A 15,108-nucleotide genomic window follows, 5' to 3' on the forward strand; every position below is an offset into this window, starting at 1 on the left:
CCCGCCGACGTCCGTGAAGGGCCCCTTGAGGGTTCCTCTGTGTTTGTCAAGCTGCTGGGTTCGGTGTCGTAGAGTTGTGGTTGGCGGGTCCGGGAAGTGACTTGTCCGAAGAGCCGGCCGTCGGGGTAGGGCTGGTCGCGCTGGATGTCAGAGTCGCCCCCGCGTGTCCTCCCGGGCCCGCCGCTCGTGTCTGCCGGCGCTGGTCGGCGATCATGACTCGCCAGACGTGGTCGGCCAGACGGCGTTTCAGGCAGCGCATCGCTTCTTTGTGAGTCTTGCCCTCGGCGATCTTGCGGTCGTAGTAGAGGCGTCCTCTGGTTCCGGACATGCGCACCTGGGTCAAGGCGATCGTGTGCAGGGCATTGTTCAGCTTGCGGTCGCCCTGGCGCGACAGCCGGTGCCGCGCCGTGCCGGCGCTGGCGATCTCGATCGGCGCCGCGCCGGCGTGGACGGCGAAGGCCGCTGCTGTCGGGAACCGCGAGGCGCGACCGGTGCGCCCGATCAGCCGCGCGGCCACCACCGGGCCTATGCCGACGACGTCGGGCAGGCTGCTGCCGGAATCGGCGACGGCCTGCTGCATGCGCTTCTGGTTCGTCTTCACACGGGTGTCCAGTGCGCGGATGTCGGCGACCAGGTCCCGCGCGAGGTCCTTGCGGGCCTGCTCCGCCGGAGAGGCCGGCCGGACCCGCGCCAGCATCGCGGCCGCCTGGCCGGCGGTCAGGTCGGCGGGTGCGCCGCCGGGCATCAGTTCGCGCAGCAGGGCGTGCAGCTGGTTGACCGTCCGGGTGCGTTGCCGGGTGAGGTTGGTCCGCCGCTCGTCGAGCATCCCCAGCACCGTCGAGAGCCCCTCGGCGGTCACCGGGGTCCCGTCGCCCTGCAGCGCTGCCACGCTGGCCGCCGCCGCGGCGTCCAGGGCGTCGTTCTTCCGGCGGCCCCGCGAGAGCTGCCGCACCCGCGCGGTCGCGGTCGCGGGGACGTCCACGACGGTCTCGCCCCGCGCGGTGAGCCACTGCGCCAGATGACGGCCGAGCCCCCAGGCGTTTTCCACCGCCCAGCGGCGTTGCCCGAACCGCCGGGCCCAGACCAGCAGCTTCCGGTATTCCGGCAATGCCGCGTCGATGCGGACGGTGTCCAGCGTCGCGTCGCTGCCCGGGTCGAGCGCCGCCGCAGTGTGACTGGACTTGTGCGGGTCGACTCCGATCACGACCATCAACCGCGTTCCTTCCTCGTCAGATACGGGAAACCGCGGTCGACATTCCGACTTTCAGCTTGTGGTGCCCGAACCTCTGTTGAGTCAGACCGCAGCCGGTGCCGGACCAGGACACACACCCTCAACGAGCCAGCCCGCACAAGGGCGGCAGGAATCTCACGAGCGATCCCAGCCCGGCACTTCCGGCAGACTACGACCAGTGATCAGCCAGCCAATCCAACCGGTCACCACATACAAGTCGGAATCTGAGTCCGGCAAGGGGCCCCTCACGGACGTCGGGGCAGTTGAGGATGTCGGGGCCCACGACGGACGTCGCCGGGTACCTGACTGAACCGTCTCCCCGCCGTCCGCCATCGCTTACCATGGCCGGATGACCGCGAATGCCTACAATCGCCGCGAGCGCCCGGCCAAGCCCGCGCTGAGCCGCGAAGGCATCGTCGCGACCGCGCTGGCCATCGTCCGCGACGAAGGCACCGAGCGCATCACCATGCGCCGGCTCGCGAAAGAGCTGGACACCGGACCCGCTTCGCTCTATGTGTACATCCGAGACACCGACGAGCTGCACGCCGCGGTGCTGGACGAACTGCTCGGCCAGGTCGCCGCGCCGGCCACCGGGCCCTGGCGCAGTCGCTTGTGGACGGTCATCTCGACCTACCGCGACATCCTCTACGCCTACCCCGGCCTCGCCCGGGTCGCCCTGGTGACCCCGCTGACCGGACCGAACTACCTCAAAACGGTCGACACCGTCCTCGGTCTCCTCGCCGAAGCCGGCATCCCGGCCGCGCAAGCCGCCTGGACGGTCGACTTGCTCCTGCTCGTCGCCACCGCCAGCGCGGTCGAACACGGCACCCGCGCCACCAGCCCGACCGCGGACCAGGCGCACGACACCCTCGCCGAGACCGTTCGGTCGATCTCCCCGCGGACCCACCCGCACATCGCCGCCGCGGGCGAGAACCTGTTGTCCGGCGACGGGGACGCGCGTTCCCAGTGGGCGATCGACACTCTGCTCAACGGCGCCCGCACCACCCCGCTGCCGGACTGAACCCGGCCGAGTGGTCTAAACCTCAGCACTCCGGCGAGTCCACAATGGACGCACGGCCGATATCTGCGGTTACCGCCGGAATGTCCGCTTGATCGATTCCCGCAGTTCGCATACTTGATCGCCTCCCTCCTTTCGTAGGTGTCCGCGGAATAACCCGCCGATCTACCTTTACTGCGTTCTCCCCGCACAAAATCCCCGTCCCCGCTTCTTTTTCGGCATGCCCGAAGGAGTTCAGAATGCAACTCGGAAAAACGCCTGCGGTGCTTTCCCTGCTCGCTGCCGCCGGCCTCGCCGCCGCACTGGGCGCCGGCCCCGCCGCCGCGGCCGTCCAGCACCATCCTCAGCACCAGAAGCACGGCCTGGGCCTGAACATCGCCGGCCTGCGCGCCGCACAGACCCGGATGCACGCCCACACCGCCACCGCTCAGGCGGTCCACCCGCGGGCCACCGCGGAGCTCCCGTCCAGCGGCGATCTCACCCAGTACGCGAACGCGCCGGGCGACCAGGGCCAGGTCGGCTCGTGCGTCACCTGGGCCACCGGCTACACCGGCTACGGCGTGCTGATGAACGAGCAGGGCATCAGCGGCGGCCCGATGGCGCCGATGTTCATCTACAGCCAGATCGCGAAGGGCAACGACCAGGGCACCTGGGCGAGCGTCGCGCTGCCGATGGAACAGCAGCAGGGCATCGACACCAAATCCGACTACTGGCAGGGCGATTTCGACTACACCACTCAGCCCGACCAGAACGAAAAGGCGAATGCCGCACAGTACAAGCTGTCCGGCTTCACACAATTGTCGACCAGCGGCACCGCGGCCCGCAACGATATCGAGAACGCCATTTCCCAGGGCGAGCCGGTGGCGATCGGGTTCACCGTGCACCAGAGCTTCATGGACCTGAACAGCCAGACCGCGAGCGACTACTCCTACCTGCCCGGCGACTCCAGCAGCGACCCGGTGGTCGGCGGCCACGAGGTCACCATCGTCGCTTACAACGACCAGGGCGTGAAAATCGAGAACAGCTGGGGCTCCGGCTGGGGCGACAGCGGCTTCGTGACTGTGCCGTGGAGCTTCTTCAACACCGGCGACGTCGACGAGGTCAACGCGATGGGCAAACTCGTTCAGGGCTGATTTTCCGCATCCCCACAAAGAAAACGGCCCCGGGACGCGAGTCCCGGGGCCGTTTTCCGTTGCTGCTCAGGTCACTTGACGTCGAACCGGTCGGCGTCCATCACCTTGTGCCACGCGGCGGCGAAGTCGCGGACGAACTTCTCGTTCGCGTCGTCGCTCGCGTAGACCTCGGCAAGCGCCCGCAGCTCCGAGTTGGAGCCGAAGAGCAGGTCGATCCGGCTGCCGGTCCACTTGGGCTCGCCGGTGGCGAGGTCGCGGGCCGCGTAGTGCTCCGGGTACTCGCCCTCCTCGGCCGCGGTCCACTCGATGCCCATGTCGAGCAGGTTCACGAAGAAGTCGTTGCTCAGCACGCCTTCGCGCTCGGTGAACACGCCCTCCTTCGAGCCCTGGTGGTTGGCGCCGAGCACGCGCAGGCCGCCGACGAGCACGGTCATCTCCGGCGCGCTGAGGCCGAGCAGGTTCGCCCGGTCCACCAGCTGGTACTCCGACGGCAGCCGCTTGCCCTTGCCGCGGTAGTTGCGGAAGCCGTCCGCGGACGGCTCCATCGCCGCGAACGAGTCGGCGTCGGTCTGCTCCTGGGTGGCGTCGGTGCGGCCCGGGGTGAACCCGACCTGCAGGTCGACGCCGCCGTCCTTGGCGGCCTTCTCGATCGCCGCGACGCCGCCCAGCACGATCAGGTCGGCGAGGGAGACCTTCTTGCCGCCGGACTGCGCGCTGTTGAACGCTTCCTGCACGCCTTCCAGCGCGGTCAGCACCCGGGCCAGCTCCTCCGGCTGGTTGACCTCCCAGCCGCGCTGCGGCTCGAGGCGGATCCGGGCGCCGTTCGCACCGCCGCGCTTGTCGCTGCTGCGGAAGGTCGAGGCGGACGCCCACGCGGTGGAGACCAGCTGCGCCACCGAAAGACCCGAGGCGAGGATCTTCGCCTTGAGGTCCGCGATGTCCGCGGCGTCGACCAGCTCGTGGTCCACCGCCGGGACCGGGTCCTGCCAGATGAGCTGCTCGGACGGCACCAGCGGGCCGAGGTAGCGCTGGATCGGGCCCATGTCGCGGTGGGTCAGCTTGAACCAGGCACGGGCGAAGGCGTCCGCGAACTGGTCCGGGTTCTCGTAGAACCGGCGGGAGATCGGCTCGTAGATCGGGTCGAAGCGCAGCGCCAGGTCCGAGGTCAGCATGCTCGGCGCCCGGTTGAGGTCACCGGTCTCCGGGTCCGGCACGGTGCCCGCGGCGGCGTTGTTCTTCGGCTTCCACTGCTTCGCGCCGGCGGGGCTTTCGGTGAGCTCCCACTCGTAGGTGAACAGGTTGTGGAAGAACCAGTTGCTCCACTTGGTCGGGGTCGGGGTCCAGGTGACCTCGAGCCCGCTGCCGACCGCGTCGCGGCCCTTGCCGCTGCCGAAGTCGCTCTTCCAGCCGAGGCCCTGCTGCTCGAGCGGGGCGCCCTCGGGCTCCGGGCCCTTGTGCGATTCGGGCGCCGCGCCGTGCGTCTTGCCGAAGGTGTGGCCGCCGGCGATCAGCGCGACGGTCTCCTCGTCGTTCATCGCCATCCGGCCGAAGGTCTCGCGGATGTCGCGAGCCGAGGCCAGCGGGTCCGGGTTCCCGTTCGGGCCTTCCGGGTTGACGTAGATCAGGCCCATCTGCACCGCGGCCAGCGGCTTCTCCAGCTGGCGGTCGCCGGTGTAGCGCTCGTCGCCCAGCCAGGTGCGCTCCGGGCCCCAGTAAACGTCGTCGTCGGCTTCCCACACGTCCGCGCGGCCGCCGCCGAAGCCGAAGGTCGGGAAGCCCATCGTCTCCAGCGCGCGGTTGCCGGCGAAGATCATCAGGTCGGCCCACGAGATCTGCTTGCCGTACTTCTTCTTGACCGGCCACAGCAGACGACGCGCCTTGTCCAGGTTCACGTTGTCCGGCCAGCTGTTCAGCGGCGCGAAGCGCTGCAGGCCCTGGCCCGCTCCGCCGCGGCCGTCGTCGATGCGGTAGGTGCCCGCGCTGTGCCAGGCCATCCGGATGAACAGCGGGCCGTAGTTGCCGAAGTCGGCCGGCCACCAGTCCTGGGAGTCGGTCAGCACCGCGTCGACGTCGCGAGCCAGCGCGTCCAGGTCGAGCCCGGCGAACGCTTCGGCGTAGTCGAAGCCGTCGTCCATCGGGTTCGCGGCGGGCGCGTGCTTGCGCAGGATTTTCAAGTTGAGCTGGTTGGGCCACCAGTCAGGGATGACGGCAGAATCGGACGAGCTGCCCAGGGCCCCGCCCGTCACGGGGCAGCGGCCCGCGGTTTCCTTCACTGCGCCGGCTTCGGCGTTCGGGCTGTCAGACACGGGATTCCTTCCGGAGTTCTGGATCAGTTGCGGCAGAACAGTCAGGGCATTGGCCCCAGTAGACGACCTCGGCCTCGTCGATGACGAAACCGTGGGCTTCGGAAGCGGTCAGGCAAGGCGCTTCGCCGACCGCGCAGTCGACGTCCGCGATGGCGCCGCACGAACGGCACACGACATGGTGGTGGTTGTCCCCTACCCGGGCCTCGTACCGCGCGACCGAGCCGGGCGGCTGGATGCGCCGCAGCAGCCCCGTCTCGGTCAATGCGCGCAGCACGTCGTAGACGGCCTGGTGAGACACCTCGCCGAGGTCTGCGCGCACGGCGCCGATGACGGACTCGGTGTCCGCGTGCGCGTTGGCGTGCACCGCGGAGAGCACGGCCAGCCGAGGGCGCGTGATCCGCAGCTGCACGCCGCGCAGCATCTGCTCGAAGTCCGAGGTCGTCGGCATGCCGGTGAGTCTGCCGCATTTTCTGGAATGAATCAAGAATCAGTCACCCGGTCAGTGCTTCCTCCTCCTGGCGGTCCGGCGACGCACCGGGCGGGCTACTGTGAGTAGACCAAAGAGACGTCCGACACATCCGAGGTGACGCAAGAATGACCGAGGCCGTCGAATCGCCCAGCTCGCACCCCGTCGGGGTCGACATCACGCGTGCGAGCATCGCCCGGGTTTACGACGCAGCACTGAACGGCACCAACAACTACGAGATCGACCGTCAGGTGCTCGCCCAGGTCGCCACCGTGGCCCCGGAGGTCAATGACCTCGCCTGGTCCAACCGCAACTTCCTGATCCGGGCCTGCCGGTTCCTCGCCACCCAGGGCCGGATCACCCAGTACCTGGACTGCGGTTCCGGCCTGCCCACCGCGGAGAACACCCACCAGGTCGTGCAGCGGATCCAGCCCGAGGCCCGGGTGCTCTACATCGACAACGACCCGGTGGTCCTCGCGCACGGCCGCGCGCTGCTGGAGGAGAACGACAAGACGAAGTTCGTCGACGCGGACATCTTCAAGCCCGAGCAGATCCTGGAAAACGAGACCGTCCGCGAGTTCCTCGACTGGACCCAGCCGATCGCGCTGCTGCAGAACGGCACTCTGCACCACTACCTCGGCGACGACTACGACCAGCTGATGCAGACCTACATCGACGCGCTGCCGTCCGGGTCGTTCGTCGGGATCGCGCACTTCCTCGACCCGCAGACGCCCGAGCACAGCGAGATCGCCCGGCGGATGGAAGACAAGTTCACGCACAGCCCGATGGGCAGCGGGGTGTTCCGCACCTGGGACCAGATCGCCAAGATGTTCGGCGACACCGAACTGGTCGAACCGGGCCTGGTGCTCTGCGACGACTGGTGGCCGGACGGTCCGCGCTACCACGCGCTGAACCAGGTTCAGGAGTGCATCGCGGGAGCCGTTGGCCGCAAGCCCTGACCCGCGTTTTCGCGCTGTCGCGCAGTCCGTGAAGGGAACATTGAGGGACTCTGAGTCCCTCAATGTTCCCTTCACGGCGTTTCGCCCACCCGGCGGAAGTCCAGCTCGGACAACGGGGCGTCCGGGTTGAGCGCGATGCCGTTCGCGCGCAGAGTGTCGTCGATGATCGACCAGACCCAGCGGGCCAGCAGGTCGCGCAGATCCGCCCGCTCGATGCCGCGCGGCGCGTCGAGCCAGCGCGCGGTGGCCGACTCGACCAGTCCGACCAGTCCGTACGCGATGGTCTCGCCGATGTTCTGGTCCACGCTGAACAGGCCGAGGTAGTACTCGAACAGCGCGGTGAGCTGCCGCGCGATGGCGGTCTTGACGTCCGCGACCACGTCGCGCGGGCCGGTCACCGACTGCCGCATCAGGTATTGGTAGAGCTCCCGATGTTCGGAGAGCCATTCGATGTGCGCACCGATCGTCGCGTGCACCATGCCTCGCGCAGTATGCGAAGAGCCCCACAGCGGGGTGAATTGCGCGCCGATCATTTCCGCCGCGCGCAAGGCGATGGCACGCTGCAGGTCCGCGGTGTCGGCGAAGTGCTTGTAGATGCGCGTGCGCGCGACGCCGGCTTCGTCGGCGATCTGCTCGGTGGACGCCTCCGGCCCGTAGCGGGCGATCGCGCGCATGCCGGCTTCCACGAACTCGCGCCGCCGGCGTTCCCGCTGCCCTGCCCACCGGGCGGCCCGCCCGTCGGGCGGAGTACCTGAGGAGGTCATCCACGCGAGTGTATCGGCGGGTCAAATACCGGATACGCCACTGTACCTGTTACTGTGAGTGCAGAGGGATGACGGTCAGTGTCCGGTTGCGCGTGGGTGACGGGTATCACCGTCCAGGAACGCGTCATCGGCACGCGGGGAGCGAGTCGCGTCGGTGAAGCGAGCGTCGCCCACACGGGTGGCGTGCAGGGAGGAACACATGGACGGCGAACAGCACCGGCCGGAACTGTCCACCGGCCACCGGGTCACGTACCTGGTCGGTCAGCGCACCGGCAGGCGGCAGCTGTGCCGGCGCGGGGTGGTCACCGGCTCCCCGGTCGTGGACGAAGGCACCGAGGTCACCTGGGTCCCGGTCCAGGTCGACGGAACGCACGACGAGGCCCCGCAGTGGATCACGGCCGACGCGATCATCGACGTGGTGAGCACCCGATGACCGCCGCGGAGAAAGCGGCGACGCCGATCTTCGACGGCGTCGTCGCGGAGGCCGGTCTGGACTGGCCGGAGGACGAAACGACGGGCGGGCCGGCGGACGAGGGGAAGCGGGCCGGGGCCGGCAAGTAGACCGGCTCCCGGTCCTGGAGCAGACCGGGGCGGGGCCCGGCCAGCAGACCGGATCAGGGGCCGGAAAGCGCGCCCGGGTCGGTGGTCCCGGAAAGCGTGCCCGGCTGACCGCTTCGGCACGACAGCGCGACCGGCGCGTCGCCACGACAGCGCGACCGGTGCGTCGCCACGATGGCGCAGCAGGTTCCCGCCGCGGCGAAACGCCGGCTCGGGCCGTGCGACTCAGTAATCGGCCGTTCGGCTCAGTAATAGATCGAACCGGGGACGCCACCACCGGCCGCGATGGCGTCGCCGTTGATCGCGACGCTGCGCGGGGAAGCAAGGAACGCCACGACGTCCGCCACCTCGGCGGCGGTGACCAGCCGGCCGTTGCTGACCCCGGCGGCGAGCCCGTTTTCCAGTTCCGCCACGGAAATCCCACGCTTCGCGGCGATCGCGGCGAACTTCTCCGGCGTCTGCTCGGTCACCGTGTATCCGGGGTGCACGACGGTCACGGTGATGCCGTGCGGGCCCAGTTCGTCGGCAAGGTTCTTGGTCATCGCGGCCACCGCGACGTTGCGGATCGAGCCGAACGTGGACCCGGCCAGCCGAGCGTTCAGACCGCTGACGTTCACGATCCGGCCCCAGCCGCGCTCCCGCATCCCGGGCGCGAGCGCGCGGGCGCAGCGGAGGTAGCCGAGGACTTTGGTTTCGATTTCGGTGCGCAGGTCTTCGTCTCGCAGTTCGGCGAGCGGAGTTCGGACACCGGTCGACGCCGGGGCCGCACAGTTGACCAGCACGTCCGCCGCGCCGAATTCGGCTCGGACGCGTTCGGCCATCGCGGCGACCGCGGTGTCGTCGGTGGTATCGGTGGGCACCGCGACGACCTTCGTGCCGTGCTTGCCGAGGCGCTCCGCCACGGCCGCGAGCGCTTCGGCGTCCCGGGCGACGAGCGCGAGGTCGGCGCCCTCGGCAGCCAGGACCTCGGCGACCGCGAGCCCGATGCCCCGGCTCGCTCCGGTGACTACTGCGCATTTGCCGCTCAGGCCGAGATCCACGGTCTTTCTCCCTATGTCAGCGCCGCCGGTGACCGGCGGGTGTCCCAGACGTCGGCCGCGCTCGCCGCTCGGCCTAGACGTGATCAACACCCGCGTCGGCGCCGATCTTCCCGCCGCTCGCGCGCGAGCCGCCCGGCTCAGCGCCGCCGGCGCGGCTTGCCCCGCCCGCCCGGCTTCGGCCCGCCGCGGCGACCGGCCGGCTCGCGCCGCTGTTGCTGCGGCGCGCGCTTCGCCGGTGCGGCGGCCTTGCCTGTCTTCGCCTGCGTTTCCTGCTGCCCGCGGGTGCTGTTGACGGTCCGGCCGCGGACGATGCCGATGAGCTGCTCGACCAGGTCACTGGTCTGGTCCTCCGGCCAGGACAGCGCGACGCGCGACTGCGGCGCGTCGGCAACCGGCCGGTAGGTGAGGTCGCGGCGATGATGCAGCCGGGCCAGCGACTGGGGCACGACCAGCACGCCGACCCCGGCGGCGACCAGCTCGACGGCGTCGCCGGTGGTCTCCGGGCGCTCCAGCGCGGGTCGGCCCGGCAGCTGGTCCCAGCCGAGCGGGTCGTCGAGCGGATGCAGGACAAGCTCGTCGTCGAGGTCCGCAATGGACACTTCGTCGGCCGCCGCGATCAAGTGGTCCTTCGGGACGACGACCACGCTGGTCTCGGTGTAGAGCGGGATCGCGTGCAGCCCGTCGCGGTCGCCGGGCAACCGCAGCAACGCGGCGTGCGCGCCTCCGTCGCGGACCAGCCCGGCGGCTTCCGCCACGGTGGTCGCGACCAGGTCGAGCGGCACTTCGGGATGGCGTTCGCCCCAGATCCGGACCCACTTCGCGGGGGTCGCACCCGGGACGTAGGCGAGCCGGAACGCCGGGGGCTGCTCGGCTGCGGTCACCTGGCCAGGCTACCGGCGCGACCCCGCCGGTTACGCTAGTGGGCATGACGGCGCAGAAGACTCCCCAGACCATGAAGCCGGCGACGGCAGCGAAGAAGCTGGGCGTCTACCTCGAAGCGACCCCGGAGGAGTTCCGCGCGGGCGCCGTGTCTCGCGACGAGCTGAACGCCCTGCAGGCCGATCCGCCGGAGTGGCTGCGCGACCTGCGCCGCAACGGCCCGCACCCGCGCCCGGTGGTGGCGGCGAAGCTGGGCGTGTCGATCGGCGGCCTGGCCCGCGGCGGCGTCACCGAGGCGCTGACGACCGAGCAGATCGAGGCGCTGAAGACGGACAACCCGGACTGGCTCCGGCGCGAACGCGACACTCAGGCGGAAGTCCGCCGCGAAGCGGCCCGGGTCAAAACGGAAGCCACGGACTCCTGACCGTCCACTCCGGACTCACCACCGCGCGCTCCAGCAGTCCGTGAGGGGCCCCTTGCCGGAATCTGATTCCGGCAAGGGGCCCCTCACGGACGTCGAATCCCGCGCGGGTTGCCGGACCGACGCTCAGAGCCAGCCACGGTCGTCCGCCACCCGGAGCGCCTCCATCCGGTTGCGGGTCCCGGTTTTCGCGATCGCCCCGGACAGGTAGTTCCGGACGGTGCCCTCCGACAGGTAGAGGTTCCCCGCGATCTCCGCCACCGACCCCCCGGCCCGGGCCGCGATCAGCACGTCCCGTTCCCGCGCCGTCAACGGCGATTCCCCGGCGGCGAGCGTCGCGACCGCCAGCGCCGGATCCACCACCCGCTCGCCTCGCACTACCCGGCGGATCGCGTCCGCCAGCGTCTCCGCCGGCGCGTCCTTCACCACGAACCCGACCGCGCCCGCCTCCATCGCGCGGCGGAGGTAGCCGGCCCGGCCGAACGTGGTCAGGACGACCACCCGGCAGTCCGGCACCTGCTCGGCCAGCACTGCCGCCGCGGCGAGGCCGTCCAGCCCGGGCATCTCGATGTCGAGCAGGGCGACGTCCGGACGGTGTTCGCGGGCCGCGTCCACCACCTCGTCGCCCCGGCCCACCTGGACGACCACGGAGAAGTCGTCCTCCAGGTCGAGCAGCGTGCCCAGCGCCTGCCGGACCAGCGCCTGGTCGTCGGCGAGCAGCAGCCGGATCGTCATCGCGGTGCCTCCGTTCCTAGGTTCACCGGGCCGGTCACGCCCGCCGTCACCGCGTCTCGACCTCATCCGCGCGCTCCCCCACAGTGACCCGCAATCGCCATCCTCGCGGCCGCGCCGGACCCGCTTCCATCCGCCCGCCCGCCGCCGATACCCGGTCTCGCAAGCCGGAAAGCCCGTTCCCCGGCCCGCCCGCGGCACCCACCCCGTCGTCGCAGACCTCCACCGAATCCGCCGAAACCGTGACCGTGCAGGTCGTCGCCCGCGAATGCCGGACCACGTTCGTCAGCCCTTCCCGGACGACCCAGCCGAAGAGCTCCTGGTGCGGCCCGTCCGCGGCGGTCGGAAGATCTGCGACGATCCCGGCCGCCCGCAACAGTTCCCGGCCGCGAGCGAGTTCGCCGGCGAGGGTCACGTCGCGGTAGCCGGACACCGCCGCCCGCACGTCCGCCAGCGCCTGCCGCGACAACTGCTCGACCTCGCCGATCTCGTCGGCCGCTCGCTCGTCCCCGTTGGCCGCGAGCCGCCGGGCGAGATTGCTCTTCACCGTGATCGCGGTGAGCGAATGGCCCAGCAAATCGTGCAGGTCCCGGGAAATCCGGGACCGTTCCGCGTCCGCCGCCAGCCGTTGCACCTCGGCCCGCGCCTGCACCAGCGCCCGGTTCACCCGCAACGCCTGCGCGAACGCGACCACCACCAGCACCGTGAACACCAGCGCCGCCGCTTGCGCCCAGCCTGGCGCGTCGCGCCAGACCGCCCACGGCACCAGCACCGTCGCCCCGGCCGCGACTGGCACGATCGCCATCCCCCGCCGCGGCAACCTCGGCACGGCGAGCGAAACAATCACGGTGAGCAGGTAGAACGCGTTCGCGTGCGCGATCGGGAGCACCGCGCCGAACACCAGCGTCAGCACTCCGAGCAACACCCAGAACTCCCGGCTCCGGAGCCGGAACGCGGCATACGCGGCGCCGGCGTAACACCCGCAGAACGCCACCAACAGCACGACCGCGGCCGGCTGGCCCGCGGTCTGGGCGAGGACGATCAGCGGGTACACCAGGAGGCCGGCGTCCAGCGTCAGCCGGCGCCAGCCCAGCACCCAGCGTTGCGCGTCGGAATCGGGGCCGCGGTCCACGTTCGGCACGCTACTAGGCGAACAGCGAGCGCACGTGCCGTCCGTTGGCCAAGACGACCACCGCCAGCAGGAGCAGCCCGCAAACGCCCTGTTCGAGCCTGATCCACAGGGGCAGGAACCCGGGAATCGACACGATCACGATGATCGCGACCGTCATCACCGCGGACACGATCCGCAGCCTCAGCAGCGCTCTCTTCGACCCGCGGGCCGCGCGCGCGGCAAAGAGGAAGGTGAGCAGTGCGCTGGCGGCCACGATCGTAGCACGAACCCAGACGACGTCGGTGACCATCGACGGGTTGTCGCGGAAAAGGAAGATCGCGCCGAGGGTGAGCACGCTCAGCGCCAGGTAGGAACCAGTCAGCACCCGCATCGCCCGGATCGCCGGATCGACGCGAAGCTGCTCGGAAACCGTTGCGGTACGGGGATTCATGACTGTCCTTTCCGGACCTTGCGCGGCCCGGCGGCTCCGGTTCCGCTTACCCGTCCCATGGTGGCCGGACGGGCAAGCGGCCCGTAGTGTCACCGCGCACCGGCGCGCGATGACATTTGTCAGAACCCGGTCATCCCCGGCGTCAGGCGTTGACGCGCGGCCCGATCGCCGCGCCGGCGACGATCAGCAGGCCGCCGGCGAGCAGCAGGTAGCCGCCGAGGCCGAGCTGCGAGAAGTCCTTCGAGAACATGGTGACGACTCCGGCGATGTGGATGATCAGCATGACCACCGCGCGACCGCCGAAAACCGCGCGATACCACCAGAAATTGGCCTGGTTCAGCTCCCGGCTGCGGATGCCGCTCAGCCACCAGGCGGACCGTTTGCCGCGCAGCGCGCCGAGGGTCCACGGGAGGCTGCTCAGCAGGCTCACCACGACGACGAGGAAGGAGATGAACCGGACGTAGTAGGCGGAGAACCCGTCGGCCGCGGCGGGAAGGTTCTGGAAGATGTCGAGGAAACTGGCCGACGACGACTGCCCGGCGATCGTGACAGTGACCCACGGAACGAACAGGGCGACGATCTGCAGCAGGCAGCCGAGCGCGGCGGGAATGGCGCCGAGGCCGGGCAGGGTCAGCGGCCCGGGATTCTGCTGTGGGTAGGACTGTGCCGGATAGCCGGGCGCGGGATAACCCTGTGCCGGGTAGGGCGGCTGGCCGGGCGGGATCTGACCGGGGTACGGGGGTTGGCCGGGCGGGACGTGACCGGGGTGCGGGGGCTGACCGGGCGGGACCTGACCGAATTGCGGCGGCTGGCCTGGCTGGCCCGGCGGTACTTGGCCCGGCCGCGGCTGCGCGGGATACGGCTGGCCCGGCGGTACAGCACCGGCCTGCGGGTACCCCGCGCCGGCTTGCTGCGGATAACCGCCCGGAGCGGGATGCTGCCATCCCGGCGGAGCCGCACCCGTCTGCTGCGGCGTGCCCGGCTGGTGCTGTGGACCCCCTGAGGTGCTCATGGCCGCGATGGTAACTCCCCGGCTGTCCGCGCGAACGGTGAAAGCCCGACCACGCGCCCCCGGCTAAGCGGGGTCTCACTTGGTGCGGCTCGTCCGTGAAAGGCCCCTTCAGGGAATCCAAGTCCCTCAAGGGGCCCTTCACGGACATCCGAAGGCTGATCCCCGACACCCCGCCATGAGACACGCTAGTCCCGCCAAGCCCGCCTCCGCGCTCCCGGGCGGCACAAAGCCCAGCCGCGAAGCGACAGCGGCCGGGCTCCGCCGGACCGTCACCGAGCGGCGCGAAGGATCAGTTCCGTCACCGCTTCCGGCTGCGAGACCAGGACCGCGTGCGAGGCGCCCGGCACCTCGACGATCTCCGCTTCCGCGCGTTCGGACATGAACCGCTGGGCGGCCGGCGGGATGTTCTTGTCCGCGGTCGGGATCAGGCTGTAGACCGGGAGTTCCTTCCACGCCGGGGCCGGGGACGCCGCGTCCAGCGCCGCCGCGGCGACCGGGCGCTGGCCGGCCGCCATCAGCCGGGCCTGGGACTCAGGGACGTCGGCGGCGAACTGCTGGTGGAACAGCTCCTGCCGGACGTAGAGGTCGACGCCGCCGGCCACGGCGACCTGTTCGAGGGTCTCGCCGAGCGTCCCGCCCGGGTACTTCGCGGCGAGCTCTCCGGCGCTTTCGCCTTCGTCCGGGATGAAGCCGGCGACATAGACCAGCGCTCGCACCTGCGGACGGCCGACCGCGGCCGCCGAGATCACCGAACCGCCGTAGGAATGACCGACCAGCACTACCGGGCCCTCGACGCTGTCCAGCACCGACCGCACGTAGGCCGCGTCCTCGGCGACTCCGCGCAGCGGGTTCGCGACCGCGATCACCCGGTGCCCGTGCGACTGCAGCCGCTCGATTTCCCCGTTCCAGCTGGACGAATCCGCGAACGCGCCGTGCACCAGAACGACAGTGGCAGTCATTTGAAACTCCTCGTGGTCAAGAACCGAACACGAGCAACCGTACAACTAAGTTGTGCACTATCAAATAG

Annotated in this window: 17 protein-coding genes; 6 read left to right on the forward strand and 11 right to left on the reverse strand. The window is 70.2% G+C overall.

Annotation, left to right across the window (positions count from 1 at the left end; genetic code table 11):
• Positions 1–46: 46 nt before the first annotated feature.
• Entirely contained in the window at positions 47–1,210 is a 1,164-nt protein-coding gene (locus tag AMYBE_RS0125195) for an IS110 family RNA-guided transposase (protein WP_020658590.1), read from the reverse strand.
• A gap of 370 nt (positions 1,211–1,580) precedes the next feature.
• On the opposite strand from AMYBE_RS0125195, the gene AMYBE_RS0125200 reads away from it, so the two are divergent.
• Together AMYBE_RS0125200 and AMYBE_RS0125205 are read left to right on the forward strand one after the other, a co-directional pair.
• Positions 1,581–2,252, forward strand: a complete 672-nt coding sequence (locus tag AMYBE_RS0125200) for a TetR/AcrR family transcriptional regulator (protein ID WP_020662169.1) — start codon at positions 1,581–1,583, stop codon at positions 2,250–2,252.
• Between the two features lie 236 nt (positions 2,253–2,488).
• Positions 2,489–3,382 carry a C1 family peptidase gene (locus AMYBE_RS0125205; protein ID WP_020662170.1) on the forward strand — a complete coding sequence of 298 codons (894 nt, stop codon included), beginning with the start codon at positions 2,489–2,491 and terminating at the stop codon, positions 3,380–3,382.
• A gap of 71 nt (positions 3,383–3,453) precedes the next feature.
• Here the strand turns inward: AMYBE_RS0125205 and katG are convergent, their stop codons facing one another.
• Positions 3,454–5,688: a catalase/peroxidase HPI gene (gene katG, locus AMYBE_RS0125210; protein WP_020662171.1), complete on the reverse strand. Its 2,235-nt coding sequence runs from the start codon at positions 5,686–5,688 to the stop codon at positions 3,454–3,456.
• Positions 5,681–6,136: a Fur family transcriptional regulator gene (locus AMYBE_RS0125215; RefSeq protein WP_020662172.1), complete on the reverse strand. Its 456-nt coding sequence runs from the start codon at positions 6,134–6,136 to the stop codon at positions 5,681–5,683. Before AMYBE_RS0125215 ends, katG begins: the two co-directional genes overlap by 8 nt.
• Before the next feature lie 146 nt (positions 6,137–6,282).
• On the opposite strand from AMYBE_RS0125215, the gene AMYBE_RS0125220 reads away from it, so the two are divergent.
• Entirely contained in the window at positions 6,283–7,113 is an 831-nt protein-coding gene (locus tag AMYBE_RS0125220) for an SAM-dependent methyltransferase (protein WP_020662173.1), read from the forward strand.
• Between the two features lie 71 nt (positions 7,114–7,184).
• Here the strand turns inward: AMYBE_RS0125220 and AMYBE_RS0125225 are convergent, their stop codons facing one another.
• Positions 7,185–7,877, reverse strand: coding sequence for a TetR/AcrR family transcriptional regulator (locus tag AMYBE_RS0125225; protein ID WP_027927987.1), 693 nt, complete (start codon positions 7,875–7,877; stop codon positions 7,185–7,187).
• Between the two features lie 199 nt (positions 7,878–8,076).
• On the opposite strand from AMYBE_RS0125225, the gene AMYBE_RS0125230 reads away from it, so the two are divergent.
• The gene (locus tag AMYBE_RS0125230) at positions 8,077–8,310 is read left to right on the forward strand and encodes a hypothetical protein (RefSeq protein ID WP_020662175.1); all 234 of its coding nucleotides are present in this window, start codon (positions 8,077–8,079) and stop codon (positions 8,308–8,310) included.
• A complete protein-coding gene (locus AMYBE_RS46710; RefSeq protein ID WP_020662176.1) occupies positions 8,307–8,438 on the forward strand; it encodes a hypothetical protein in 132 nt (43 codons plus the stop codon). The genes AMYBE_RS0125230 and AMYBE_RS46710 overlap by 4 nt, the downstream gene beginning before the upstream one ends.
• Before the next feature lie 242 nt (positions 8,439–8,680).
• Here the strand turns inward: AMYBE_RS46710 and AMYBE_RS0125240 are convergent, their stop codons facing one another.
• Positions 8,681–9,475 carry an SDR family NAD(P)-dependent oxidoreductase gene (locus tag AMYBE_RS0125240; RefSeq protein ID WP_020662177.1) on the reverse strand — a complete coding sequence of 265 codons (795 nt, stop codon included), beginning with the start codon at positions 9,473–9,475 and terminating at the stop codon, positions 8,681–8,683.
• A gap of 137 nt (positions 9,476–9,612) precedes the next feature.
• The gene (locus AMYBE_RS0125245; protein ID WP_020662178.1) at positions 9,613–10,356 is read right to left on the reverse strand and encodes a LysR substrate-binding domain-containing protein; all 744 of its coding nucleotides are present in this window, start codon (positions 10,354–10,356) and stop codon (positions 9,613–9,615) included.
• A gap of 44 nt (positions 10,357–10,400) precedes the next feature.
• Here AMYBE_RS0125245 and AMYBE_RS0125250 point away from each other — a divergent pair, with 44 nt between their 5' ends.
• Complete coding sequence (locus tag AMYBE_RS0125250; protein WP_020662179.1) at positions 10,401–10,778, forward strand: DUF5997 family protein; 378 nt, start codon at positions 10,401–10,403, stop codon at positions 10,776–10,778.
• A 123-nt stretch (positions 10,779–10,901) separates the two neighbouring features.
• Here AMYBE_RS0125250 and AMYBE_RS0125255 read toward each other — a convergent pair whose 3' ends face one another.
• The 5 genes from AMYBE_RS0125255 to AMYBE_RS0125275 all read right to left on the reverse strand — a co-directional run bounded on the left by AMYBE_RS0125255 (position 10,902) and on the right by AMYBE_RS0125275 (position 15,040).
• On the reverse strand, positions 10,902–11,510 hold the full coding sequence (locus AMYBE_RS0125255) for a response regulator transcription factor (RefSeq protein WP_020662180.1): 609 nt from the start codon (positions 11,508–11,510) through the stop codon (positions 10,902–10,904).
• Between the two features lie 46 nt (positions 11,511–11,556).
• The gene (locus tag AMYBE_RS46715; RefSeq protein WP_020662181.1) at positions 11,557–12,648 is read right to left on the reverse strand and encodes a sensor histidine kinase; all 1,092 of its coding nucleotides are present in this window, start codon (positions 12,646–12,648) and stop codon (positions 11,557–11,559) included.
• Between the two features lie 4 nt (positions 12,649–12,652).
• On the reverse strand, positions 12,653–13,069 hold the full coding sequence (locus AMYBE_RS0125265) for a hypothetical protein (protein WP_020662182.1): 417 nt from the start codon (positions 13,067–13,069) through the stop codon (positions 12,653–12,655).
• A 142-nt stretch (positions 13,070–13,211) separates the two neighbouring features.
• Positions 13,212–14,081: a hypothetical protein gene (locus AMYBE_RS45860; RefSeq protein ID WP_084470144.1), complete on the reverse strand. Its 870-nt coding sequence runs from the start codon at positions 14,079–14,081 to the stop codon at positions 13,212–13,214.
• Positions 14,082–14,350: 269 nt separating this feature from the next.
• Positions 14,351–15,040 carry an alpha/beta fold hydrolase gene (locus AMYBE_RS0125275; protein ID WP_020662183.1) on the reverse strand — a complete coding sequence of 230 codons (690 nt, stop codon included), beginning with the start codon at positions 15,038–15,040 and terminating at the stop codon, positions 14,351–14,353.
• Between the last annotated feature and the right edge of the window lie 68 nt (positions 15,041–15,108).

Source organism: Amycolatopsis benzoatilytica AK 16/65, from assembly GCF_000383915.1.
GTDB classification, from domain to species: Bacteria; Actinomycetota; Actinomycetes; order Mycobacteriales; family Pseudonocardiaceae; genus Amycolatopsis; species Amycolatopsis benzoatilytica.